This is a genomic window from Streptomyces sp. NPDC005863 (genome assembly GCF_042871345.1).
Taxonomy (GTDB): domain Bacteria; phylum Actinomycetota; class Actinomycetes; order Streptomycetales; family Streptomycetaceae; genus Streptomyces.
Window position 1 is genome coordinate 656,372 of record NZ_JBIAII010000002.1, and the last position, 24,945, is coordinate 681,316.

Below are 24,945 nucleotides of genomic sequence, written 5' to 3' on the forward strand. Positions count from 1 at the left end.
CCGAACCTCTTATACGTGTCGAGATGGCCAGTCCAGCCCTGACCGGTCATATCCTCCAACTCGGCGACGTACGACTATGTAAGCGCGGTATTGTTCAACGCCCACGCCGGAGCCTTGTGGGCCCGCTTCACCACCTACCTGCGCCGGGAGATCGCCACCCAGCTCGGCATGACCCAGAAGGCTGCCCGCGCGGCGTTGCGGGTGTCCTTCGCGAAGGTCGCCGAGTACCAGAAGCGCGGCCTGGTCCACTTCCACGCCGTGATCCGCCTCGACGGACCCGACGGCAGCACACAGCCTCCGCCCCCGTATGCCACCGTCGCCGTGCTCACGGACGCCATCCGCGCTGCCGCGCCGCGCGCCCGCATCTCCGTCGACTCCGACGCGGTCGGGGAACGCGAACTTGGCTGGGGCCAGCAGCTCGACGTACGCGAGAGCGCCGCCTTCGGCACCGACGCCGAATTCAGCGATCAGGCCGTGGCCGCCTACGTGGCGAAGTACGCCACCAAGTCCGCCGACGCGTCCGGGACTCTCGACCGCGCCCTGTTCTGCCGCCCCTGCCAGGGACGCGGCGCAACCCTCCTGCCCCACGGGACCGCGCTCCCGTGCAGCGCGTGCGACGGCACCGGACAGGCTCGGCCGCTGCCCCGCCTCGCCGTCGCCCGACACGTCCGCCAGATGATCCGCACCTGCTGGGAACTGGGCCGCCTGCCGGAATTCGCCGACCTCAAGCTCTGGAAGTGGGCGCACATGCTCGGCTTCCGGGGCCACTTCTCCACCAAGTCTCGCCGCTACTCCGTCACGCTCGGCGCGCTGCGCGATGCCCGCCGCGCCTGGCGTACCGAACAGGCCCGCGCCCGCGTCGGCCTCCCCGAACCGGATCCGACGACCACGCTCGTCGTCGGCCACTGGAACTACCTCGGCTCGGGCTACAGCCCCGGCGCGGCGCTCCTCGCCGCCTCCGTCTGGCACCGCAGGGAACAAGAACGGCAGTTCGCGGCCGAAGGGGGCTGCTCGTGACCTCGCCCCCACCCACCGTCCTCCAGGCGGAGGTGGCACCGGCGCTGGATCTGCTCACGGTGCCCCAGGTCATGGCTCGCCTCCAGCTCGGCCGCTCCGCCGTCTACGACCTGCTCCGCACCGGTCAGCTCGCCTCGATCACCCTCGGCCGCGCCCGCCGCATCCCCACCCACGCCCTCACCGACTTCATCCGCACCCGCATGGAACAGGAAGCAGCCTGATGACCACGCCCCGCCCCGCTTCGTCCCGCCGCTCCCGTACCCGTGCGAACGGCGACGGGACCGTCTACCAGCGCAAGGACGGACGCTGGGAAGCCGCCGGATACGTCCTCGCCCCCGGCAACACCCGCAAGCGCGTCCGTGTTTACGACGCCAGCAGGAAGGAGGCTCTGGCGAAGCTCACCGAGAAGATCGCCGCCAACAACCGCGGCCTGCCCGTCGCAGCGGCCGACAGCACCGTGAGCGCCTACCTCACGTACTGGCTGAACGGCGTCGCCGTCCACTACCTGCGGGAGAACACCCACACCCGCTACGCCGCCGCCATCCGCCTCCACCTGAATCCCGGCCTCGGGGCCAAGAAGCTCGCCCGGCTCACCACCCGCGATGTCCGCACTTTCCTCGACGGACTCCGCACCATCTGCCAGTGCTGTGCCCAGGAACGGGACACGGACCGGCGGACCTGCTGCGCCATCGGCCAGTGCTGCCAGAAGCGGCTCTCACCACTGACCGTCACGTATGTCCACGCGGTCCTCAAGTCCGCCCTGGAACACGCCGTCCGCGAGGACGAACTGCCGCGCAACGTCGCCCGCAACGTCAAGACGACCACGCCCCGCCCCAGGCGTTTCCAGCCCCTCACCGCCGCCGAAGCCCGGCAGTTCCTCCAGTCGGCCGACGGCGACCGGCTTCATGCCCTGTACGAACTGGCCCTGCGCACCGGACTCCGCTAGGGCGAACTCCTCGGCCTCCACTGGGAAGACCTCGACCTCGACGGGGGCACCGCCACCATCCACCGTTCCCCCCAGCGCACCCGCAGCCAGGGCCTGACCGTCCTGAACACCAAGACCCTCGCCTCCGAACGCCGCATCGCCCTCCCAACCGAATGCATCAACTCCCTCAAGATCCACCAGGAACGGCAGCGGGAAGAGCGCCAGACGGCCGGAACGGGCTGGGCAGACAACGGACTCGTCTTCGCCACCCCGAAGGGCAGACCGCTCGACCCAGGAAACCTCAACCGCCGCTTCCGCCTCCTCCTCCACCGCGCCGGGCTCCGGACGATCCGCTTCCACGACCTCCGCCACTCGACGGCCACCCTCCTCCTGGAACAGGGCATCGACCTCGTCGTCATCAAAGAACTCCTCGGCCACGCCCACATCGGCGTCACCGCCGGCGTCTACGCTCACGTCCGACTCCGCCTCCAGCGCCAAGCCATCGACACCCTCGGTACCGCCCTCAACCCGACCGACCCCCCTGACGACCCGCCTTCCGCAGCCGTCGTCCGCTGACGTTGCCGTCACCGTTGCCGTCAAACGGCAACAGGGGCCCCACCAGAAATCACTCTGGTGGGGCCCCTGCATTTCCTTCATTCCCTATGGATCACACCGACCAGGAGCGAGAAGAAACGCACAGGTGAAGCCCGGATGCATCGAATCAGGCTCCCCCGTTCGCTCTACCCGCACGAAGGTGTGGCGCTCGCAGGAATCCTGTAAGAAGCCGCAAGGCTCTTATCGAAGATTACGAGAAGAGCATCGGGCATGTACGTGAATCCCGCTCCCTCAGACTCACCGAGTGCAATCACCAGACTCGACTCGTTGGAGAATCTGAAGTTGTAGGCCCAAGGCATCTCCGGGCATCCTTCGTTAGGGATGTGCCAAGCGATCCCGATGCTCACGATCGATACCCCCAAGAAACCCTCCCAGTCGACGTGATCGCTCACATCGATGGGATCCCCGGGCAGGCTTGCACTCACATCTCCAGGACCCCTGTACTCAATCGCCATTCCTTCGTTGACGCCATCCATTGCCCAGGACAGAAGCAGCGAGGCTCCGCTCTCCATGCCCAGTTCAACGGCCACATCGACTTCGTGAGCACGATCTTCCCTGTGCCCATGGGGCCAGCTTTCCCCTCGCAGCGCCACGTAGCGAACCGCTCTCACGGACTCGCCTACGACAGCTTTCCGGAGTTCAGCGAACTCGGCTCCGCCATGAGCCAGCGCGGCCCACGGGTTGATCACCAACATTTCTAATACCGCCCAAAGTACTGGAACTGACCATTGGCATCGAAGGTCGCTCCGATCCCGCGTCCACCAGCCGGGTCCGGCATGATATACCGCGTTCCGCCAGCGAAGTTTCCAGAGTTCACGGGAGACGTAGCAGTTTTCGGGTTGGTCAGAATGTCGTCCAACAGGTCCTGACCGACAGACTTCAACTGTTTCCCTGGAATTACAGGAAGTTCCCCACGTTCCCCACGGTTCATATGCTTCTGATATTCACGTCCCGCATGAGTCGTATTCCCCTTAGCCGGACGCTTCCCGCTCTGCGAAAGAGCATCCAAATCGGGACCACACGGAGTGGAATTGTGAACGAGGACCGGCGTAGCCCCCGCCAGCACATAGTACGTGTGGAGCCCTCGGACCGTGAGGTTGTAGGTTCGGGCATGGTCCTGGTACGAGCGGATGTGCGCGACGGTCGCAGTGCGCCCGTCCTCCGTGCGTAGAGTCATACCTCGTTTGAGATCGCCGGCATCTACCCAGTCGTGTTGAGAATCCGACCAGAAGGGGTGTTCCTGGGTGGCGGTCAGTTTTTCCAGGCCGCCGGCGGTGGAAATGGTCAGTTCGGCGAACTGTTTGTCGTCGTCGGTGACGATCGCCGCAGTGACTTCACGGTCACCGGTTTCGCCAGTTTCCGGGTCGGTGGCCCGCACCTTGTCACCAAGTTTGACATCTTCGATGTCCTTGGTCGTGCCGTCTGCCATTAGTACGTCGGTTCCGGCGAGAAAGCACTTGCAGCCGCTGATGCGACCCGCCTTGGGGCTTTTTAGGCCCAGCCTGCTCCCCCACGCCTCGGCGAGTCCCCTGCCGAACAGTTCATCGAAGTTCTGGCGATTGAGGGGAATTGAGTTGACGTCGTCCGAGGTAACTTGTTTGGAACAGTCGAAGATCAGGCACGGGCCGAAGTTGTCGATGGCCTCTTCGTCCCAGCCATAGAGCCACATCATCCACTGGGCGTCGTTGATCGGCCCGTCGTAGGCACCCTGGTACTTGACCATGGCGCGGTGGAATTCTTTGGGGCTGGTGTTCTTCGAGTTGCGGACGTACGGCCGGCCTTGGTCAGCGGCGAAGACGGTGCTGTAGTAGGCGTGAGTGGACTGGTTGTTGAGCGAAGTTACAGGGGGTTCGGGGGTGTCGTGACCGTCGCTGCCGTGCTTGGGGCATGCGGGGTCGCCTCCGCCGCACTTCAGTCCGAGGCCGCTGGGATCCGGCTGGGTAAGGGGGTTTTGCGCGCCGTAGCTGTATCCGTTGAGCGTTTGCGGGATGTCGGTTTGCAGGAGTGGGTCGACGGATATGAAGCGGCCGATCGAGGGGTCGTACTCGCGTGCGCCGAGGTGTGTCAGTCCGGTGGCGGCGGTATCCTCGGTGCCGCCGACGAAGCCCTTGGTGCCGGGCCAGGACTTCGGCGCCTCGCCCCGTGGGCCGCCAAAGGGCAGCGTGCGGCGCTGGTTCAGGGTCAGGTCCGCGGCCTTGACGGCCAGTTGTTCGGTGCCGTTGGGATCAGCCGTGATGAAGGAGACCGCTCCGTTGTCCTCCGTTACGGCTTGATGGCCACCGCCGAGCGGGGTGTAGCGGGTGGCCTTGGCCTTGGCCGCGCCTTTGGGCAGGGTGACTTCGCTATGGCCGAGGTAGAGGGTGGTCTCGGTCGGGGAGCGCCCGATGAGGCGGTTGCCTTCGGTGTCGTAGACGTACTCGGTGACCTTGTCCTTCTCGCCGGCGACCGGTTCGGTGACCTTGGCGAGGTGGCCTTCGATATCCCAGCTCAGCTTCTGTGTGTCGCCGCGCAGAGTGCGGGTGGTGGTGTTGCCGGTTTCGTCGTAGCCGTAGGAGTCCCTTGTGGTGGTGCCCCCGGGCTTCTCAGTGGTCACCGACGTCAGCGTGTGCGCCTGAGGCTTACCCGGTTCGGGGTAGGCGTAGGTGCGCTTGGTGTCCTTGGTGCTGTCCCCGGCGGTGTCGTGGAGGGTCTCGGTCAGGCGGTTGCCTGTCTTGTCATATGTGTAGGAGTGCCAGTACGGGGCGGGTCCGCTGATCTTGTCCCCGACCGAGGCCGCGGCACAGGTCTTGTCGCCCTGGGTCCACGCCTGGGTCATGCGCCGCAGATGGTCGTAGCTGAAGCACTGGGTGTCAGTGCCGGTGCGCGAGACGTCCGAGACGGACAGGATGTTGCCTGCCTGATCGTAGGCGTAGGTGGCGTGTTGGTCGACGCCGCTCTGTTCTTCCCGGTCAACACGGGCGGTCGACAGACGCTGGCTGCCCCATTCGTAGGTATTGGTGGCCCACGTCTTCTTGCCTCCGCTGGTGTTGCCCAGCGTGTACTGCAGCGGCTTGCCGGTCAGCGAGTAGCTGGTATCGGCCTGAAAGCCGTCGCCCAGGACGGAGATGGGGCGAAGGGTTTCCTTGTCGTAGGTGGTCGTGTAGCTACCTCCGGGCAGGGAGCCTGCGGCGGAGTAGCTGATGGTTCCCACCAGGCCGGACGGCTTGTAGGCGGTGCCGGTCTGGTACGTGCCTTGTAGTGCGCCTTCGCTTGCCGGGATCACCAGAGCCGTCTTGGTAGGCCGGTACTGGCGGTCGTAGCTGGTGACCTTCGTCGTGTACGCGGCTCCGTCGACGTATCGCGTGGACTCAGCCAGTTGGCCCTTGGCACCCGCAATCGTGTCGTAGACCCACTTGGCACGCAGCTCTCCCGAGGCGCTGTCCTTGCGCAGCTCGGTCCGGCGGCCCAGGTCGTCGTAGAGAGTGGCCAGCGTCGTGTGGCGTGCGTCGGTGGACGTGGTGAGCTGACCGCGGTCGTCATACGTGTTGCTGGTCGTCCCCTTGTCCGGGTCGCTGATCTCGGTCTGGCGTCCGAGTTGGTCGTAGGTGTAGGCCCAGGTGTTGCCCTCCGGGTCGGTGACCTTGGACAGCTCACCGCGTGGCGTGTGTGCGTACTTCGTTGTGTCGAAGGCTGCACTCGCACTGCGGGTGTGGTGCTGGCGCAGCTCGGTCACCTGGTCGCGGGCGTCGGTGAGAGTGGTGGTGGCGATTCCGCCTTCGGGCGGGATGACCGTGGTGCGGTCGCCGCCGTAGGTGGTCTTGGTAATGCCGAGCACCGTGCCGCCGTCGCCGTTGCCGGCGATCTGCCGCTCCTCGACAGCGCGGCTCAGCCCGTCATAACTGGTGTGGGTCTGGGACTCCACGCTCAGCCCGTTGGCGGGTTTGAATAGCGTGCGGCTGGGCGCGCCCTGGGCGTAGTAGGGGGCGAACGCCTTATTCGGCAAGCCGCGTTCATTGTAGAAGATGTCGGTCAGGATGCGGCCGCCGGACGGGCCGGGGGCTTGGGTCTGGCGCTCACGCAGTTGGCCGTCGTAGAGGGTGTACGAGGTCGTCTGCCCGCCCTCGTTGTTCAGGGTCTGGGTGCGGACAGCGGCGGGCTGCCCCTCGTCCACAAAGTAGGTGAACTGGTGACTCGGGGTCTGACTGGTCCTTCGGTCGGCCAGCCACACCTTGGCCGAACGGCCCAGCGCATCATAGGTGAGCTCGGTACGGTTGCCGTTGGTGTCCACCGTCGCCTTCGGTTGGCCGCGCAGTGGCTCCAGTTCGGTGACCGTGGTCTGAGCCGAGTTCGTGTCCCCGGCCTCGGCGGGCGGGGTGGTCTTGGTGATTTTCATGGCGTAGCCGGCGGCGGGGCTGTAGGCAGTGGTCGTGGTGCGTCCGTCCTTGCGGGCCGTCCGCACGGGATCGCCGCTGCCGGTGGCGGTGATGTCAGCGGTGAGGTCAGTGGCGGTCAGCTGGCGGCCGTAGCCGTCGAACGTCGCGCCGGACTCCAGGTAAGTGGCCTCCGTGCCGTCATGCTTCTTCAGCGTCGAGGTGGCGGTGGCGTCGCCCTTGGTAGGCGCGGCACCATAGGCGCCTCCGTCATAGGCCGTGCGGACGTCGCTCAGCACGACCTCCGAACGGTCGGGGGTGTCTGCGCATTTGGCGGCAACTGTTTCCTGCCGCGAGGGAAGCGTGAGGATGTTGTCGGCGGTATTGGTGGCGTACGTGGTTCGAGTGCACTGGTTGTCGGACGCTGTGGTGTTGTCGCCGAGGCCATCGATCTGGGTGACCCGGCCCGCGACAGTGTCGTAGTCGGTGGCCTTGGAGGTGGTACGCCAGTCGGTGCCCGCACCGTTGTCCAGTGAGGTCCAGGTCTTGGTGTGGGAAGTTCCGTTGAGGTTGGCGGTGACCGTGCCCCAGTCGCGGACTTTCTTGGCCGTTTCGTGATGCCAGGGCCGGTTCACGGTCTTGGCCAGGATGCTGCCGCCTGGTTTGGAGTAGGAGGCCGTCTTGTAGGCGTAGCCAGCCGTCGCCTCGTGGTCGGTGATGGGGTCACCCTCGTCGTTTCCGAGGGGCACCGAGACGTTTTTCGTGCCGCCTGAGGATGCTTTGCGGTCGCCGTCCATACCACGCAGGAAATATGTGTCATCCTGCGACTTCAGGGCGTCACCGCCACCCTGACCGCCCGTCTTGACCCGTACGTGACCGTAGCCGCGCCACTGGGACCAGGTCTTGAACTTCTTCTTGGTCAGACCGTCATCATCGTCGTAGTGCCAGGCCGCGTCGCCCAGGTACTCATAGGTGGTCACTGCATCGGGGGCTCCGCCGGTGCGGTCCGTGGTGGTGGTGGCCGTGACGACGTACTTGTTGAACCACTGGCGTTCTGGATCGTCGTCCGCGTCGCCGCCGATGTACTGCGGGAAGCAACGGGTGGCATTTGTCTCCGGTGTCGGCAGTGCGCCCCAATCACAGGCAGGCGCCGTGTAGTTGACGTCTATCTGGCCACCGGACTCATCAGCGACGGTGGAGAGGCGGGCCTTTATGAAGGGGGCGTAGCCGTCCCCTGTCTTGTCCAGCCGGTTGGCGAGCTGGGTGTAGGCGAACGTCGTTTTCGGCAGGGTAACCGCCGGGGCGTCGGTGTGCCCGGTGCGCTGGACAGAGTCAAGCAGCAGTTGGTAGTCGACGTCGGCCTGACCCCAGCGGTGGCCGAGCTTCCAGGAGTCGACGGGGCTGTAGGTGTCGCCGTTCAGTACCTGGGTGGTGACGCCGGTCAGTCGCTTACGGGTGAAGAACGTCGGCGCCAGGCGGCCCTTGTCGCAGTCCGCAGCCTCTGCGCAGTTCATGTCCCAGGGCGTGTCGTACCAGTAGAAGGCGTCTTTGGAGATGTCCGAGCAGTCTGTGCTGCTATTGGGCAGACACCGCTCCGAGGTGTCGAAGCTGACCTTGGCCAGCGGCTTTGTCCCATACATCGAGGACGACTTCAGACCGTACTCGATCCGGTCGAGCGAACCCCCCCGAACATAGCGGGTGTTGGCTTTGGCCTCGAGGTTGCGGCCATAGGAGTTCTTCTCCTGGTCGTAGTAGTACGCGATCGCGTTGCCGTGCGGGTCGACGACGTAGTCGAGGTTCCAGCGCCATGCCTGCTGGCACCAGGAGTTCGCAAAGGTGTCCTTGTGGCAAGGTTCACCGGAGTCGTTGCCGAAGACCGGTGCTGTCCATGCGGAGTTGGTCGTGGCCTTGCCGTCGGCCCAGCCCGGGAGACGGTTGTACCCGAAGTAGTAGCGCACTCCTTGGGGATCGGTCAGGCGCCAGTACTCGCCGTCGTTGTCGCCATTGCCACGATTGGTGGATGTCAGCTTCTTGATGCGACTGCCGTCGTCCCGGGTGAACTTGAACTCCCCGTCACCGGCGGGTACCAGCTCGCCTCCATGGCCATTAAAGGTGACAAACGCGTTGTCGTAGTCCCAGCACTGATCCCCGGGCTTATTGCCGTCGGCATGCTTTTCGCCGTCGTCCGAGCACGTTTTGTACTTGCGTTCGATATAACCGGGCCACAGATCGAATCCATCGCCCACCCAGGATGACTGGTTGTTCGTCGAGCCGGATCGTCCATCGATCGATCCGGACGAGTAGGAGATGCCAACTTCAGGTTTGAGGTCACCTGGCACCCCGGGGACCGGCATGTCGTACGACCAAGTGAAGTCGCCGGTGTTGAGGTCCGTCTTCCAGGTCGCCGACGGGGAGAGCGAGGTCGCCTTGTAGTCGCCGTTCGCGCTCTCTTCCGCCGCGACCGCGGCCAGTACGGTCGGCCCCGAACCCTTCAGGGCCACCGCGTCAGCGGTCAGCGTCTGCTTCTCCGTGTCGTTGACAGTCTTGACCGGCTGGGGGCGTCGGCACTGCTGCTTCTCAGGGGTCTTGAGAGCACAGGCAGGCAGCTGGACCAGGGTGAGTCGGGAGGCATAGCCACCGCCGAAGGCTTCAGCGAAGTCCGAGTAGTTGACGGTGGCCTGAACTCTACCGACCTTGTTGCTCTTCACCTCTCTCGCCTCCAAGGCGAGCAGGACGCCCTGCACACCGGCCCGCTTGGTCGCCTTCTGGCTCAGCACACGGGCCTTGACCTCGCTGTGCGTGGTCGAGGGGGCCGCCTTGCCGCTCTGCACCGAACGGCGGTATGCCGCTGACGCCTTGGGGGCCCCAACAGCGACAGGAAGCCCGTCGGCCTTGACCGGTTTGACGGCCGTCTCGGTCGACGCCCTTGGAACATCCACCACCGCCGAGCCTGCCTTCGGCCAGGCAGCTCTTGGGGCCTGCGCCGGAGTCCGGGATCCCTTGGCTACTTTTCGCGGCTTAACCACGATGCCATGTCGGCCCTTGATGGGCCTCTCTGCCGAGGGGAGGCTCGGCCGCCCGTTGCCGTCGGCCGTAGCCATTGGCGCGCCGACCGCCTGCAGCACCGTGGCCACCATTACGGCGGACACCGCCAGTGCCCCTCTTCGCAGGAAAACGGCGAACTGCCTTGGTCTTGATATGCCGTTCATTCTCGGGATCAGTCCTTCTCGCGGCAGCACCAGTCCGTGCAGGAGCGTGCATCGCGGTGTTGAAAGCCTCAGCAATGAATGGAGGAGAAAGGTGCGGGCAAAGGCCGAGGTACTCCCGGGCCTACCCGTGGTCAGGCATCGCCCGGAACTTCGGTGGGTACGTCGAACCAGGAGCCGGCCAGCTTTGCGATCTGTGCATCTGTCAGCGCGCCCTGGAACGTCCACACGTCATCGACGGTGCCGGCGAAGGAGCCTGCGGTGCCCAGGCTCTTGGCCTTGCCGACCTGCAGTCCCTTGCCGGTCTTGAAGGTCAGGACATTGTCCGCCCAGGCGATCAAGTCCTGGCATGCGGTGTCGTCCGCCTCTCCATCGCCGTCCGCATCGCCACAGGCGACTTCTTGGAGGTTCCCGTTGACATACAGGCCGACTTCCTTGGCGAAGCCGTCGTAGACCACGGCGATGTGGTTCCAGTCGCGGACATCAGTGAACTCTGTGCTCGCGAGTTGCGTGACGGCCGCATCCGAAGCGTCCTTGTCAGACAGTCTGAGCTCCCACCGCCCCAACGCCTCAGGGGTTTTGGTGTCCGGGACGAATTGGATCTCAAAGGCGCTACGCATGGAACCCTCACCGCTGATCAGGGCCACGTCGTGGTCGGGCAGGGCGCTGGCCTGGGCCCAGGCAGTGACGGTGAAGCTGCCGCTGGTATCCATTGGCATGGCGGTGGTAGCGGCGTAGGCGTCGGTGCCGTTCAGCTGCAGACCGCTGCTGTCGATCATGCCGGTACCGAGTTCTGCGCCGCCGTAGAGGTTCATGGGGCGCTTGGCTGCGGACAGGTCAGGCGTGGTGCCCGGGGTGCTCCCTGTGCTGGTCTCTTCGAAGTTCCAACGCCCCTTGACCAGTGGGCGCTGCTTGAAGATCTGTTGCACTTCCTCGGCTGAGACGGGTCGGTCCAGCAGTCGGACGTCATCGATGCTGCCGGGAAAGTAACTCCCCATGGTAGCGCTGTAGTTGCTCGCACCGATGTACATGGACTGGTCCGCGTAGAAGGCCCCGGACAGCGTGGTAGTCCCGGCCTTGGCGCCGTTGACGTACAGGGTGAGAGTGTTGGCCTCGGTGTCGTGCACACCCACCAAGTGCACCCAGTCGCCCACCTGAGCGATGGTGCCGTTCGGTTGCATGGCGCGGATCGGTTTCGCGTCAGCGGCGTCCGCCGAGTACTGGTTGACCGCCCACCGGTTATTGGCCGCAGAGTAGTACAGCTCGAAGCCAGGGGCCGCCTTGCCCGCCTGGGCGGTGATGACCGCTGCGCCGGTGGGTTTTTTGTCGAGTTTGGCCCAGGCAGAGATGGTGAAACTGCGTGAGGTGTTCACGTGCGGGCCGCTGGTCTGGCCGATCTTCGCGTAACCGTCGGACCCGTTGAAGGTGGCGGCCTTGCCAGCGATTCCGGGCTCGCCGGTGGTCACGCCGCCGTTGTACTTGGCGGGCAGGACGCCGCCGTGTCCGGCGATCTCGGTGGCCCCTGCGGCCTCGTCCAGGTCGAAGACGGCGACGGCCGGCCGGCCGGGATCTCCAATGGTCTGCTTCGCGTGCAGCTTGTCGACCTCGTCTTGGGCCAGAGGCTTGTCGAAGAGCTGTACCTCATCGACCGTTCCGGGAAAGTAAGCGGAAGGGGAGCCGCTATAGGAGGCGGCGCCGAGCTGCAGTCCGCGCCGGGCCTCCCAGGGGCTGCCGTAGGCAGTCTGACCAACGAGCTTGCCGTCAACGTACAGCTCCAGCACGTCGCGTGTGGAGTCGTAGGAACCGACCAAATGGGTCCACTGATCGGGGACAGCACCGCCGGGCGTGTCTGCCATGGCCCGGGCGATGCCTGCATCGGCGGTGTCCGCCTTGTACTGGTTGAAGGCCCAGCGGTCATACGTCTTTGAGTAGTACAGCTCGAATACCGGGCTGTGGTTACCCGGCTGGGTCGCGATCACTGCCGCACCTTCGGGCAGTTTGGACAGCTTCACCCAGGAGGAGACGGCGAAGCCGCGGCTGGTGTCGACAACCGGAATGTCAGTGGAGGCATAGCCGTCGGTGCCGTTGAAAGCGAGCGCGGTGCCCTGCACGCCAGACGTCCCCGGGGTGGATCCGCCGTGCAACTGGGCAGGCCGGGCCGGTGTGGAGCCCTTGGCCTCGCTGGCTGCCGTACCTTCGTCGAGCTGCCAGGTGGACCGATCGGGCTGGCCGGCCTTGACCCGGTACTGGTAGGTACGGATCTCGCTGCCGTTGCCCGCAGTGTCGAATGCCTGGGCGGTGACAAAGTTCAAGCCCGGCTTGGACGGAAGTATTTGCGCGATTTTCGCCGCTCCGCCGGAGGTGGTGATCTTGTTCTTCGAGCTTGGATCATTGTTGATGCCGAACCAGTATGACGTCACGTCACTGTCGGCGGCCTTGAGGCTGAAGGAGCCGTACTTGCCCACCCCGTCGAACCACGGGTCGTCGGGGTTGTCCGGATCGGACTCCGGATACTCGCCCGCGGAAATCGAGGGCGCCTTGGGCACCTTCGTGTCGTATACGAAATAGCAGGCGGTCGGGCTCCCTGCGTACGACCATGGCGAGTACTGTGCCCCGTCGTACACGCGCGCGTACCAGTTGACCTGTTTGTTCACCGGAATCTTCGACGATGGCAGGCTGATCACGAACGTCGATCCGGACCTCTTCGCCGTCGTCTTGTCCGGCCTCCAGCTGCCGCCATCCCACTTGGCCTGAAACTGCACCGAGACCGAGTCGCCATCAGGGTCCTTCACATCGTTGGCGCGGATCTTCCCCAATGTCCGAACCCGGGCTGCCCTCGACGAAGGCTTGCAGGTGCCGCCGTAGTCCATCACCAGCTGTGAGCTCTTCAGCTGCGCGGGCGGGCGGTTGTAATGCACCCGCAGGAACGCCTTGTCGGAGAAGCGCTTCCAAGCGTACCGGTCTGACTCACTGTCAGCTCTCAGGCCGAAGGTCATCGTCGAGTCCCGGCCGTCCGCGGCGCTCTGAACGGCCGATGTCACCGCGAACTCCGCGTCCTTGGCGGCGCAGCCGGAGTATCCATAGGCGAAAGACTCCGACTTGAGGCGCTTCTCCCAGAAGCCAGAGGCGTTCTGTGAATTCCAGGTCGTGGACGAAGAAATGCCCTTGGTCTGCCAAAGCTCCACCGTCCGGTCGGCGCACGAGGCCGACCACGTGTTTCGCACCACGAACTCGGCCTTCAGGATCTTCTTGCCAGCGAACTTCGAGACCGGGACGCGGTAGAAGAGCCGCTTCGTGTCGTTGGGCTGGCAGTAGTCCCAGCCGCAGTAGCCCATGCCCGCGTCGTGGTCACCGTTGAACTTCCACTGCGGGGCACTCTCCCAGTGCTTCGACGCCATCGTCCATGCGGAGGCTCGGGGTGAATACCACTGCGGGTCGATGAACACCGGGTATGTGGTGTCCTTGCCCTTCAGTACGTCCGCATCCGGGGTGAGGACAACCTCCTGGCCTCCGGCGGGCACCTCCACCTCCACAGGCGCAAGCTTGCCGGACTCTCCCGCCGCAGGCTCCTCCCCGGACTGCGGCGCGGCCCCCTTCGCGGATGCAGAGGTCTTGGGTTGCGTCGAGCGCGCGGCAGACAAGGCGGCACTGCTGGTGCTGGAGTCCCACATCATCGGTTTCGGTGCTTCGAAGACGGCGCCGTTGGCCCCCTTGTCGACCGCCTGGAGGCCTCCCTCGCCGGTCTCCTTCACCGCCACGCCGTCAGCGGCCAACTACAACCGCAGCCGCGAAAGCTCAGGGCTCTCGGCGGCCTTCACCGACTTCACCACCAACAGCTGTGTGAAACCGTCCTCTTGAGCCCCCATCCGCAAATCCACATCAGGAAGAACGTCGGCATACGTGGCTGTGGCGCCCTCAAGCATCGGCACGGGAAGCTTCCCTGGCCACGACAGAGCCATCTCGCGACCGGCCTTGCTTATACGCACCAGCGGTGCGTCCCCGCCGCCAGAGAACTCAAGGTCCACCGTGGCCACTCTCGGCGTCACACCGCCGTCAGCCGATTTCACCAGGTCGGTGTCGACCGGCTTCCAACCCTTGCCCTGACGTGCCCTCACCGGCCGCAGATACTCGCGAGCCTCCAAGGTCCCGTCCGGAAGCGCAAAAGTGTCGCTGGATTCGCCGCGCAGCGACGTCACCTCAACTGGTTCCCCCGACGAGCCCGCACGCTGAGCGGCGGCCTCCTCCGTCGCCGCGGCCTTTTCCATCGTTGCGGGCCGCTCCGCCACCCCTGAGCGCAGAGCGGCGTGAGCCGCGCCGGATTCGGCAAATGCCACCGCAGGCAACAACGACAGCACAACGGCCGTCGCGGAGAGCCCGACGATGGAACGACGCGGCCCTTGTCTTCGACTTCGGGCATGACGATGCCCCCATACCAACCCCACAGCCCCCACCCCAGAGTCACAGGTCCTTCGCAGACTGGGCGAGTTAACGCCTCACTTATCGCTTGCGTCAAGGTGAACTGATAACAAACTCTGGCGTATGTGAGGCCACGAATAGGCGAAATGGCCGCAGTGACCGATAACGCCCCACAAGCAAGGAGGTCCGTGAGCGCTACGGAGCGTGTTCATGCCCACTTAGCTCACGCGAGAACACGCCAACAACGTCCACGTCCTCCGGATACTGCTGGAGCGGGTTCCCATAATCAGAACCCGGCCCCGGGCTGAATTTCATGGGCACTCCGCTCTGCCGAGCGGTACCCCTCTGGCGTTAGGAGGAGTCAAAAGCAGCCAACCCGCTATGTGCCACCGATCGACGATGTGACGCACTGTACGGTCCGGAACATTCTCACGCGAAGCCAACTGGTGGCAGCCTCGACGGCGTCGACCGCATCTACCTCATACCGCCCCTGGGTGACTCCGACCCCGCGGCGACCATGCTGCCGCTCCTAGGCTCGGCCGTGGGGACGGTTCACCAAGCCCTGCCCGAGCTCTTCGAACAGTGGCCGGTCCTGCGGCCCTCGTGGTTCATGCAGAACTTCACCGCCACGCACGCGCCCGCTCGCAGCACCCGCGACGAGGGCGTCATCCGGACCGCCGACGGAAACGGCCGGGTCTGCTTCGTCGATGCCGAGGACATCGCGGCCCTCGCCGTACGCGCTCTCACCGGCGAGCAAGCCCCCCAACACCGATCTCGTCCTCACCGGACCCGAGGCGCTCAGTCACGACGACATTGCCGCCATCCTCACCGTGACCATCGGTCGGCCCGTGGTCCACCGCCCTCTGTCCTATGAGCAGATGCACGATCGCCTCATGGCGCAGGTGCCGGTGGAGACCGTCGCAATGCTGGCCGGCATGGACCTTGCCATCGCCGAGAGGGCGGAGGACCGTGTCACCGACACGGTCCAGCGTCTCACCGGCCGGCCTCCACGCACATTCCGAGCCCTGGTCGAGAGGGAGATGCGACGCGGCAGCTGATTGCCAGCGGCGGACCGCAACGCGGCTGCCCCGTCCTCACCTTCGACAGCCCCGGGCGGCCGCGTCCATCCACTGGAAAGAGCTCACCGTTGCACCGGGACGGGAGAACGCGTTCGGCCACGGCCGTACGGGGGTTAGCCCGCCGCCCCCGCCCCGCGGACGTGCAGGACGCTGCCGTCCAGGGGCAGCGGCGAGTGGCCCACCAGGGTGAGGCCCGCTTCGGTGAACAGGCGGGCGTAGTGGTCGGCGCGGCGTTCGCGGCCGCCCACGTTGCACATCATGTGCAGGTCCCAGGCCGTGGCCAGGGAGGGCGAGCCGTCGGCGGGCAGGACCCGTTCGACGACGAGCAGGTCGGCGGCGGGGGACATCGCGCGGGCGCAGTGCCGCAGGATCTCACGGCAGCGGTCGTCGTCCCAGTCGTGCAGGACGCGGGACAGGACGTAGACGTCGGCGCCCGCGGGCACGTCCGCGAAGTCGCCGGCCAGGAAGGTGCACCGCCCCGCGTGCCCGGCCGCGCCGAGGAGTTGCCGGGCAGCCTCCACGGTGTGCGGGCGCTCCAGGAGCAGGCCCCGCAGCCGCGGGTGCGCGGAAAGGATGCGGCCGAGCAGTTCCCCGTTGCCGCCCGCGATGTCGGCCACGGTGGCCCCGTCCGCCGCCGCGGTGAGGACGGGGTGGGCGGGCAGCGGGTCGAACATGCGTGACCCCGCGGCCATCGACCGGTCGAACAGGTCGGCGAGTTCGGGGTCGCGCGCGAAGTGGTCGAAGTGGTTCTCGCCGAAGCGCCGCTCGAAGGCGACCTGCCCCGTGCGCACGGTGTGGTCGAGCCCGGCGAAGGACTCGTAGAACGGCCCCCCGTACATCAGCGCCAGCGACCGCATCGACCCTTCGGCGTCCGCGCGCAGCAGGATGCCGGTGTCGGTGAGCCGGAACCCGTCGCGGTCCTCGCGCACCACGCCGAGCATGGTGAGGTAGCGCAGCAGGGTGGCCAGACCGGGCTCGAAGGCGCCCACGGCGCACGCCAGTTCGGCGACGCCCACACCGCGCTCCGCGTCCATCGCGTCGGCCACCTCCAGGCGCGCGAACGCGGCCAGTGCCTGCGTCGTCCACGCCCCGGTCAGCAGCCGCAGCAGCGTCTCTGCGGGCTGCCGCGCGCGGTGCGCGTCGAGGTGTCCCGCGAGGATGTCGCGGTGGTCGCCGGGGACGTACAACTCCACACGCCGGTGAGCGGTCTTGGCCTCGGCGGGTGCGGTGAAGTAGAACACCGTGCCGTTCTCGTGCGGGTTGTAGCCACCGCCGTCGGGTGCGGCGCCATACCGCCCGAAGGCGGCGCAGAGCCCGCGCAGTACGAGCGGGTCGGGCGCCTCGAGCTCGAAGGCGACGTGTGCCTCGTGCTGCCGCTCCCGCTCGTGCGCGGCGAGCTCCGCGAGGTCCGACCCCGGGGGCACGGCCAGCGCGAAGACCTCCACCATGCGCCGCACCCCGTCCCGGCACCGCACCCCGGGGCGCAGGATGCCGACGTCGAGCTCCGCCGCGCACCGCCGGTGCCGTAGCGCCAGACGCTCGCGCACGACGACGCTCGGCGCCGGCGGCACGTCCACGACGAGCCCACAGTCGGCGAGCGCGGTGTGCAGCGCCGCCGCGTCGGGCGGGAAGACGAGCAGCGCGGCGTGCGAGAAGGCGCAGCATTCGGCCAGGGCCCGCAGCTCCGGGCCGTCGAGGCCGGGGAGCAGGAGCGGGAGCAGCGTGGCGGTGTCCTGGCCCTTGACGAAGTCGACCGTCGCGCGCAGACGGGACATATCGCCCGACAATGCCGTGATCATCGCGGGTGGTTCCTCATTCCGGGGTTCAGAGGTACGCGGGGAGGTTCGGAGGTACGCGGAGGGCGCTGGGGGAGGCGGCGGGGTTACACGCCGACGTAGTGCTCGGCGAACCAGTCCTGCTGGCTGCGCGAGGTGCGCAGGGAGGCGAGGCGGGCGCGGCGCAGGGAGTTGTGGAACAGCGACTCGCCGTCCGTGCCGGATCGGCCGTGCAGCAGCCCGATCATCCAGTGCGAGAACTCCTGCGCTCGCCAGATGTGCGTCAGGCACCGTGCCGAATAGCCGTCGAGCCCTTCGGTGTCGCCGGTGGTGAGCGCGTCGGTCAGGGCGCGCGCGAGGAGTTCGGCCTCCAGGACGGCGAGGTTGGCGCCCTTCGCGGCGGACGGGCTGATCAGGGCCGCGGCGTCGCCCGCGAGGAACAGCGCGCCGTGGCGCAGCGGTTCGAGCACGTCGGACTCCAGCTCGACGACGGAGCGCTGGAGGATGCGGCCGCGGTGCAGCGGGCCGTATTTCGCCGCCCCCATCCGCAGGTCCAGCTCGTCCCAGATCCGCTCGTCGGACCAGGCGTCGGCCGGGGTGCCGGGCTCGCACTGGAGGTAGTAGCGGGTGACGTCGCTGGTGCGGGCCATGTGCCCGGCGAAGCCCCGCTCGTGCACCGCGTATCCGACGGCGTCCATGCTGGGCGGCGCGTCGGCGAGCAGGCCGAGCCAGGTGATGTCGAGGTCACGGTGGTGGCGGGCGGTGCCGGGCGGCAGCGAACGCCGGGCCGCGCCGTGCCGTCCGTCGCAGCCGGCTACGTACCGGGCCCGCCACCGGCCGGGCCGCCCGTCGGCCTCGCGCACCTCCACCTCGGGCCACTCGCCGTCGGCACCGCACACCGCCAGGGCCTCGGTGCCGAAGCGGATCTGTCCGCCGCGCTCCAGGAACCGCGCCACGAGGTCGGTCACCAGGGCTTGTTGCGGATAGACGGTGTGCCGCTCGCCCAGGCCGAGGCCGCTGTAGTCCAGCCGGAACCGGCCGTCCTCGGTGCGGAACTCGCAGGTGTGGTGGGTCCGTCCGTTCCGGAGCAGCCCGTCGGCGAGGCCGTGCCGCTCCAGGACGCGCACGGTGTTGGCGGCCAGGAACCCGGCGCGGGCCCGTGTCTGCACGTGCGCGCGCTCGGCCCGTTCCAGGACGACGCAGTCGATGCCCCGGTCCACCAGGATGTTGCCGAGCACGAGGCCGGCCGGCCCGGCCCCGAGGATGACCACACCGGTCGCCTGGTCGGCCGGGCGCGTCCCGCTCTTCCCGTCTGTCACGGAACGAGATCCTAAGGAGCGCGGAATCCCGTACGTACCCGCATCACCTGAATGCCCGGATCGAACGGTGAAGCGAACATCCGAGGCCGGGTGAAGCGGCTATCCGGAGGCGGGTTGAGCGATTATCCGAGGCCGCGGGAGTCCTGCTTCAGTGCGGTGTCGACCGTCAGGGCCGTCGCGACGACGAGGCTCAGGAGCGGCTCGGGCAGCTGGTAGTGGATCTGCAGGACGTAGTTGTCCGCGGTGGTGAACATGGTCTTGGCCAGGCCCTCCCACGTCTTGGTGATCCGGGCGACCTCGTTGTCGGCGTGGTCGACGATCGAGAAGTTCCAGGCGCGCCAGTTCTCCGCCTTGATGGCGCCGACCTGCTGGCCGTTGACCATCATTCCGAAGTTGATCTTGCCGATCATGTTCTGCTGGACGATCTCGCCGACCGGCTGGCCGTCCGGGCGCTCGACGACGACCCGCGACTTCATGAACTTGCGCGGGCGCGTCAGCAGCATCTGCGGCTGGCCGTACGCGTCACGGATCTCCAGCTTGTGCGTCATGAACTGGTCGACGCTGGAGACGAAGCGCGCGACCTTCTTCAGCGTGCTCTGACCCACCTGGACGACCGTGCCGAGCATGTTGCCCGCCTGGTCCATGACGCTGTACTCGTTCGTCAGCTCGATGAGCTTGGCCTTCTGGTTCACGACCAGGACCGGCTCCGTGAACAGCGTGCCGCCGCCCTGCGCGGACGGTGCGACGCCGGCCTGGTGCTGCACCTGGCGCTGCACCTTGGCCGGGTCGACCGCGGGCGCGGCCTGCGCCTGCGGCTGGCCGAACTGCCCCTGCTGCTGGCCGAACTGCCCCTGCGGCTGGGCGAAGTGACCCTGCTGCTGGGGCTGCCCCTGGGCCTGCGGGTGCCCGAACTGCCCCTGCTGCTGCGGGGCGTGGGCCTGCTGGGCCTGCGCCTGCGGCTGGCCGAACTGTCCCTGCTGCTGGGCGGCCGCGGCCTGGGCCGGCTGCTGCGCCGGCTGCGCCTGCTGCGGGACCTCCTGGACCTGGCCCTGCGCGGCCTGACCCTGCGCGGCCTGACCCTGGCCCTGGCCCGGGCTGGTGTGCTGGGTCCACTGGGAACCGTCCCACCAGCGAAGGAGCTGGGGCGTGCCCTGGGGGTCCGGATACCAGCCTGCAGGAGTGTTCGAATGCGTTGTCACCCGGGTGACCCTACCCCCCGCACCTGGGCCGTCCGCCAGCCCCTTGCGAGGGTGTGACGTCCGACTCATTCGGGCGCTCGGAGCTCCACCTCGACCCGCGGCGGACCGTCCTCCTCGCGCAGCTCGACCGAGGCGACGTGCCCCGCCGCCCGCACGTCCCCCTCCGCCGCGGCGAGTCGGTCGAGGGTGGGCCGCGGGGCCGCGACGGTCATACGGACCACCTCGGCCCGCATCGAAAGCCGGGCCCGTGACTTGGCCCCGCGGATCGCGGCGATGGCCTCCGCGGCCGCGCCGAGGACCGCCGCGTCGTCCGCACGCTCCCGCAGCTCCCCGGCGACCGGCCAGGCCGCCCGGTGCACCGAGCCCTCGCGCCACCACGACCAGACCTCCTCCGTGACGAACGGCAGGACCGGGGCGAAGAGCCGCAGCAGGACGTCGAGGGCCGTGCGCAGCCCCGCCCGCGCCGACCCGGTCGCGGCCGCGTCGCCGTGGTCGCCGTAGGCGCGGGCCTTGACCAGCTCGACGTAGTCGTCGCAGAACCGCCGGAAGAGCTGCTCCGTGCGCTCCAGGGCGCGTGCGTAGTCGAAGGCGTCGAAGGCCCGCGTCGCCTCCTCGACGGTCGACGCCAGCTCGGCGAGGAGCGCACGGTCGAGCGGTTCGGTGACCCTCGCGTCCGGCGCGGGCTCGCCGAGGTTCAGGACGAACCTGCCGACGTTCAGCAGCTTCGTGGCGAGGCGCCGGCCGACCTTCATCTGGCCGACGTCGAACGCGGTGTCCGTGCCGGGGCGTCCGCTCGCCGCCCAGTACCGGACCGCGTCCGAGCCGTGCCGGACGAGCAGGTCGCCCGGGGTGACGGCGTTGCCCTTGCTCTTCGCCATCTTCTTGCGGTCGGGGTCGAGGATCCAGCCGGAAATCGCCGCGTGCCGCCAGGGCAGCGCGTCGTGCTCCGCGTGGGCGCGGACGACCGTGGCGAACAGCCAAGTGCGGATGATCTCGTGGGCCTGCGGGCGCAGATCCATGGGGAAGACCCGCGCGAACAGGTCCGGGTCCGTGAGCCGGCCGCCCGCGATCTGGGGGGTGAGCGAGGAGGTCGCCCAGGTGTCCATGACGTCGGGGTCGCCGACGAAGCCGTACGGTGCGCCGCGCTGGTCCGCGTCGTAGCCGGGCGGGGTCTCGGCGCTCGGGTCGACGGGCAGGGCGGCGCGGTCGGGGACGATCGGGCGGTCGTGGTCGGGCCGGCCGGCGCCGTCCAGCGGGTACCAGACGGGGACCGGGACGCCGAAGAACCGCTGACGGCTGATCAGCCAGTCGCCGTTGAGGCCGCCGACCCAGTTCTCGTAGCGGACCCGCATGTGCGGCGGGTGCCAGGCCAGTTCCGCGCCCCGGGCAAGGAGTCGCTCGCGCAGCGCGGCGTCCCGGCCGCCGTTGCGGACGTACCACTGACGGGTCGTGACGATCTCCAGCGGCTTGTCGCCCTTCTCGAAGAACTTGACCGCGTGCGTGCCGGCGCGCGGCTCGCCCCGCAGGTCGCCGCTCTCCCGGAGCAGCTCGACGACGCGCTCCCGCGCGGTGTGCGCGGTGGCGCCGGCCAGCCGGGCGTACGCGGCGACGGCGGCCGGGGTGCGGACGCCGTCCGGCGGCTCGGCGAAAAAGCGTCCGTCCCAGCCGATCACCGGCCGGGTGGCGAGCCGCAGTTCGCGCCACCACGTCACGTCGGTGGTGTCGCCGAACGTGCAGACCATGGCGATGCCGGTGCCCTTGTCGGGCGTCGCGAGGTGGTGCGCGACGACGGGGACCTCGACGTCGAAGAGCGGGGTGCGGACCGTGGTGCCGATCAGGTCCCGGTGGCGCTCGTCGTCGGGGTGGGCGACCAGCGCGACGCAGGCGGGGAGCAGTTCGGGCCGGGTCGTCTCGATCAGGACGGTCCGGCCGGCCGGGCCGTGGAAGGCAAGCCGGTGGTGGGCGGCGGGCCGCTCGCGGTCCTCCAGTTCGGCCTGGGCGACGGCGGTGCGGAACGTGACGTCCCACAGCGTGGGCGCCTCGGCGACGTACGCCGCACCGCGCGCGAGGTCGTCGAGGAAGGCCAGCTGCGAGGTGGCGCGGGCGTCCGCGCCGATGGTGCGGTAGGTGCGGGACCAGTCGACGGAGAGTCCGAGCCGCCGCCAGAGGTCCTCGAAGGCCTTCTCGTCCTCGGCGGTGAGCCGCTCGCACAGCTCGATGAAGTTCCGCCGGGAGACGGCGAGTTGCTGCTTGCCCGGCGTGGCCGGTGGCTCGAAGTCCGGGTCGTACGGCAGGGCCGGGTCGCACCGGACGCCGAAGTGGTTCTGGACGCGCCGCTCGGTCGGCAGGCCGTTGTCGTCCCACCCCATGGGGTAGAAGACTTCCTTGCCGCGCATGCGCTGGTAGCGGGCGACGGCGTCGGTGTGGGTGTACGAGAAGACGTGGCCGACGTGGAGCGAGCCGCTGACGGTGGGCGGCGGGGTGTCGACGGAGAAGACCTCTTCGCGCGCCTTCGTCCGGTCGAAGGCGTATACGCCCGACTCGTCCCATCGCCGAGACCATTTCTCTTCGAGCCCGTCGAGAACGGGCTTCTCGGGGACGCCTGCACGGCGATGGGTGGGTGCCATGCCTCTGGATGCTATCCAGCCGCACCCGCCCGTGGCCTCCCCTTTTTCGGCGCGTACGGACGCCCGCCCCGTGCCGGAAGCGGCACGGGGCGGGCGGTTGGCCGGGCGGACGGACCAGTGCGGAGGCGGAGGTCAGCCCGTGATGATCGCCGGGTCGCTGACGCCCGCCGCGCCGGTCTCCACGTGGCCCGCGAGGCGCCGCAGGAACCCGGCGTCCGCGTCGGACTTCACCGTCAGGTCGTACCAGCGCTTGCTCGCCCGCAGGTCGACGGTGTGCTGCACGGAGGCGCCCGCCTTGACCTTGAAGGTCTGGCGCGCGCCGCCGTAGGCGTTGGTCACCGTGAGGTTCACGTCGGCGCTGCCCGCGTTCTTCAGGGTCAGCCTGATGTTGCCGCTCTTGTCGTCGTGGCGGGCGACGACCTCGGGGCCCGCCTTCTTGCCAGGGCTCTTGAAGGTGCGCAGGAAGCCGTTGGGGCCGAACACCGACAGGTCGTGCGCGCCGCCCGAGTACGCGGAGTTCCAGGCGTCGGAGACCGTCTTGCCCGCCTCCGTCGTGTAGGTCCAAGGGCCGTCGGTGCGGTTGCCGGACCGGACGTGGAAGCAGACGCCCGCCTTGGCGCCGCCGCCGAAGGTGAGCGTGATCTTCCCGGTGCCGGCGTCCACGGCGCCGTCCACGACGGGGGCGTACGGCAGCGCGCGGGCGGGCCGGGAGCCGGACTCCTGCTTGGGCAGCGCCGGGTTCGCGGGCGCCTTGGGCACGTAGTCGTCGTGGCGCTCCTTGTCCGGCGGCTCGTACGCGGCCGTGTCGGGGAGCTTCGCCGGGTCGGTGTCTTTGCCGGCGAAGTCGAACGCGGAGGTGAGGTCGCCGCAGATCGCCCGGCGCCAGGGCGAGATGTTGGGCTCCTTGACGCCGAAGCGCCGCTCCATGAACCGGATGATCGAGGTGTGGTCGAAGACCTCGGAGTTCACGTAGCCGCCGGTGCTCCACGGCGAGACGACGACCATCGGGACGCGCTGGCCGAGGCCGTAGTGCCCGGCCGCGTAGGAGGCGTTGCCGGGGAAGAAGTCCAGCGTGGTGTCGACGGTCGACTTGCCCTGGTTCGCATCCTTGGGGACGTACGGCGGCACGATGTGGTCGAAGTAGCCGTCGTTCTCGTCGTAGGTGATGAACACCGCCGTCTTCGCCCATACCTCCGGGTTGGAGGTGAGCGCGTCCAGGACCTGCGCGATGTACCAGGCGCCGTAGTTCACCGGCCAGTTGGGGTGCTCGCAGAAGGCCTCGGGGGCGGCGATGTAGGAGACCTGCGGGAGCCTGTCCGCCTTCACGTCGGCCTTCAGGAGGTCGAAGTAGCCGTCTCCCGCCTTGGCGTTGGTGCCGGTGCGGGCCTTGTCGTACAGCGGGTCGCCGGGCTTGGCGTTGCGGTACTTGTTGAAGTACAGCAGCGAATTGTCGCCGTAGTTGCCCCGGTACGCGTCGTCTATCCAGCCCCAGTGCCCGTCCTTGTCCAGGCCGTCGCCGATGTCCTGGTACACCTTCCAGGAGACGCCCGCCTGCTCCAGGCGCTCGGCGTACGTCGTCCAGTCGTACCCCGCCTCCTGGTTGCCGAGGACCGGGCCGCCGCCCTTGCCGTCGTTGCCCACGTGGCCGGTCAGCATGTAGTAGCGGTTGGGGTCGGTGGCCCCCATGAACGAACAGTGGTAGTCGTCGCAGACCGTGAAGGCGTCGGCGAGGGCGTAGTGGAAGGGGATGTCGTCCCGTTCGAGGTACGCCATCGTCCGCTCGCTCTTCGCGGGGATCCACTGGTCGTAGGCGCCGTTGTTGAACGCCTTGTGGCCGCCGGCCCAGTCGTGGTCGAGGCCCGCGATGAACTGCATGCCGAGGTTCTCGGCGTCCGGGTGGAAGGGCAGGACCTCCTTGGCGCCGTTCGGCTGGTGCCAGACCGGCTTGCCGTTCGGCAGCGTCACGGGGCGCGGGTCGCCGAAGCCGCGCACGCCCTTGAGGGTGCCGAAGTAGTGGTCGAAGGAGCGGTTCTCCTGCATGAGCACGACCACGTGCTCGACGTCCTTGATGGTGCCGGTGGCGCGTCTGGCCGGCAGCGAGGCGGCCCGGGCGATGCTCTCGTTGAGCACGGCGAAGGCCGCGGTGCCGCCGGCCAGTTGCATGAAGCGGCGCCGATTGAGTTCAGGCATGTGTGATCCGACCTCGTGGAGTGGGGGACGCGAGCGGGTGAAGTGTGCCAAGGGGAGCAAGCGACAGGGAAGAGCCGGTGACCGGCGTGTGAAGAGAAGTCCAACCCCTGATGGGCAGGACACAAGGCCCGGATATTTCGGGACCAACGTCCCATATTTGACAGATCACACCGCGCGTGTCTGACTGGGCGGTGCGCCGGTCTGTGGCGTGTTCTTCGAGGTCCGCGA

The 24,945-nt window shown here is 67.8% G+C and carries 8 protein-coding genes and 4 pseudogenes; 4 read left to right on the forward strand and 8 right to left on the reverse strand.

Annotated elements, in window-relative coordinates:
* Positions 1-57: 57 nt before the first annotated feature.
* The 3 genes and pseudogenes from ACFYO9_RS08955 to ACFYO9_RS08965 all read left to right on the forward strand — a co-directional run.
* Positions 58-1,017 (forward strand): annotated as a pseudogene (locus ACFYO9_RS08955) (replication initiator); the annotation flags it as partial.
* Entirely contained in the window at positions 1,014-1,238 is a 225-nt protein-coding gene (locus ACFYO9_RS08960; protein ID WP_355814298.1) for a helix-turn-helix domain-containing protein, read from the forward strand. The pseudogene ACFYO9_RS08955 and the gene ACFYO9_RS08960, both read left to right, overlap by 4 nt.
* Positions 1,238-2,518, forward strand: a pseudogene (locus tag ACFYO9_RS08965) (tyrosine-type recombinase/integrase). The gene ACFYO9_RS08960 and the pseudogene ACFYO9_RS08965 overlap by 1 nt, the downstream one beginning before the upstream one ends.
* Before the next feature lie 164 nt (positions 2,519-2,682).
* Here the strand turns inward: ACFYO9_RS08965 and ACFYO9_RS08970 are convergent.
* From ACFYO9_RS08970 to ACFYO9_RS08980, 3 genes and pseudogenes are all read right to left on the reverse strand, one after another.
* The gene (locus ACFYO9_RS08970) at positions 2,683-3,252 is read right to left on the reverse strand and encodes a hypothetical protein (RefSeq protein ID WP_355819982.1); all 570 of its coding nucleotides are present in this window, start codon (positions 3,250-3,252) and stop codon (positions 2,683-2,685) included.
* Between the two features lie 2 nt (positions 3,253-3,254).
* Positions 3,255-10,115, reverse strand: a complete 6,861-nt coding sequence (locus ACFYO9_RS08975; protein ID WP_358777369.1) for a polymorphic toxin-type HINT domain-containing protein — start codon at positions 10,113-10,115, stop codon at positions 3,255-3,257.
* A 131-nt stretch (positions 10,116-10,246) separates the two neighbouring features.
* A pseudogene (locus tag ACFYO9_RS08980) lies at positions 10,247-14,377 on the reverse strand (LamG-like jellyroll fold domain-containing protein).
* 512 nt (positions 14,378-14,889) lie between these two features.
* Between ACFYO9_RS08980 and ACFYO9_RS08985 the strand changes: the two are divergent.
* Positions 14,890-15,586 (forward strand): annotated as a pseudogene (locus ACFYO9_RS08985) (NmrA family NAD(P)-binding protein); the annotation flags it as partial.
* 134 nt (positions 15,587-15,720) lie between these two features.
* On the opposite strand, the gene ACFYO9_RS08990 reads toward ACFYO9_RS08985, so the two are convergent.
* The 5 genes from ACFYO9_RS08990 to ACFYO9_RS09010 form a co-directional block, all read right to left on the reverse strand.
* Positions 15,721-17,406: a methyltransferase gene (locus ACFYO9_RS08990; RefSeq protein WP_358777370.1), complete on the reverse strand. Its 1,686-nt coding sequence runs from the start codon at positions 17,404-17,406 to the stop codon at positions 15,721-15,723.
* Positions 17,407-17,489: 83 nt separating this feature from the next.
* Entirely contained in the window at positions 17,490-18,653 is a 1,164-nt protein-coding gene (locus ACFYO9_RS08995) for a 4-hydroxybenzoate 3-monooxygenase (protein ID WP_358777393.1), read from the reverse strand.
* A gap of 170 nt (positions 18,654-18,823) precedes the next feature.
* Entirely contained in the window at positions 18,824-19,900 is a 1,077-nt protein-coding gene (locus tag ACFYO9_RS09000) for a phospholipid scramblase-related protein (protein ID WP_358777371.1), read from the reverse strand.
* A gap of 65 nt (positions 19,901-19,965) precedes the next feature.
* A complete protein-coding gene (gene valS, locus ACFYO9_RS09005) occupies positions 19,966-22,527 on the reverse strand; it encodes a valine--tRNA ligase (protein WP_358777372.1) in 2,562 nt (853 codons plus the stop codon).
* Positions 22,528-22,659: 132 nt separating this feature from the next.
* The gene (locus ACFYO9_RS09010) at positions 22,660-24,717 is read right to left on the reverse strand and encodes a phosphocholine-specific phospholipase C (protein ID WP_358777373.1); all 2,058 of its coding nucleotides are present in this window, start codon (positions 24,715-24,717) and stop codon (positions 22,660-22,662) included.
* Between the last annotated feature and the right edge of the window lie 228 nt (positions 24,718-24,945).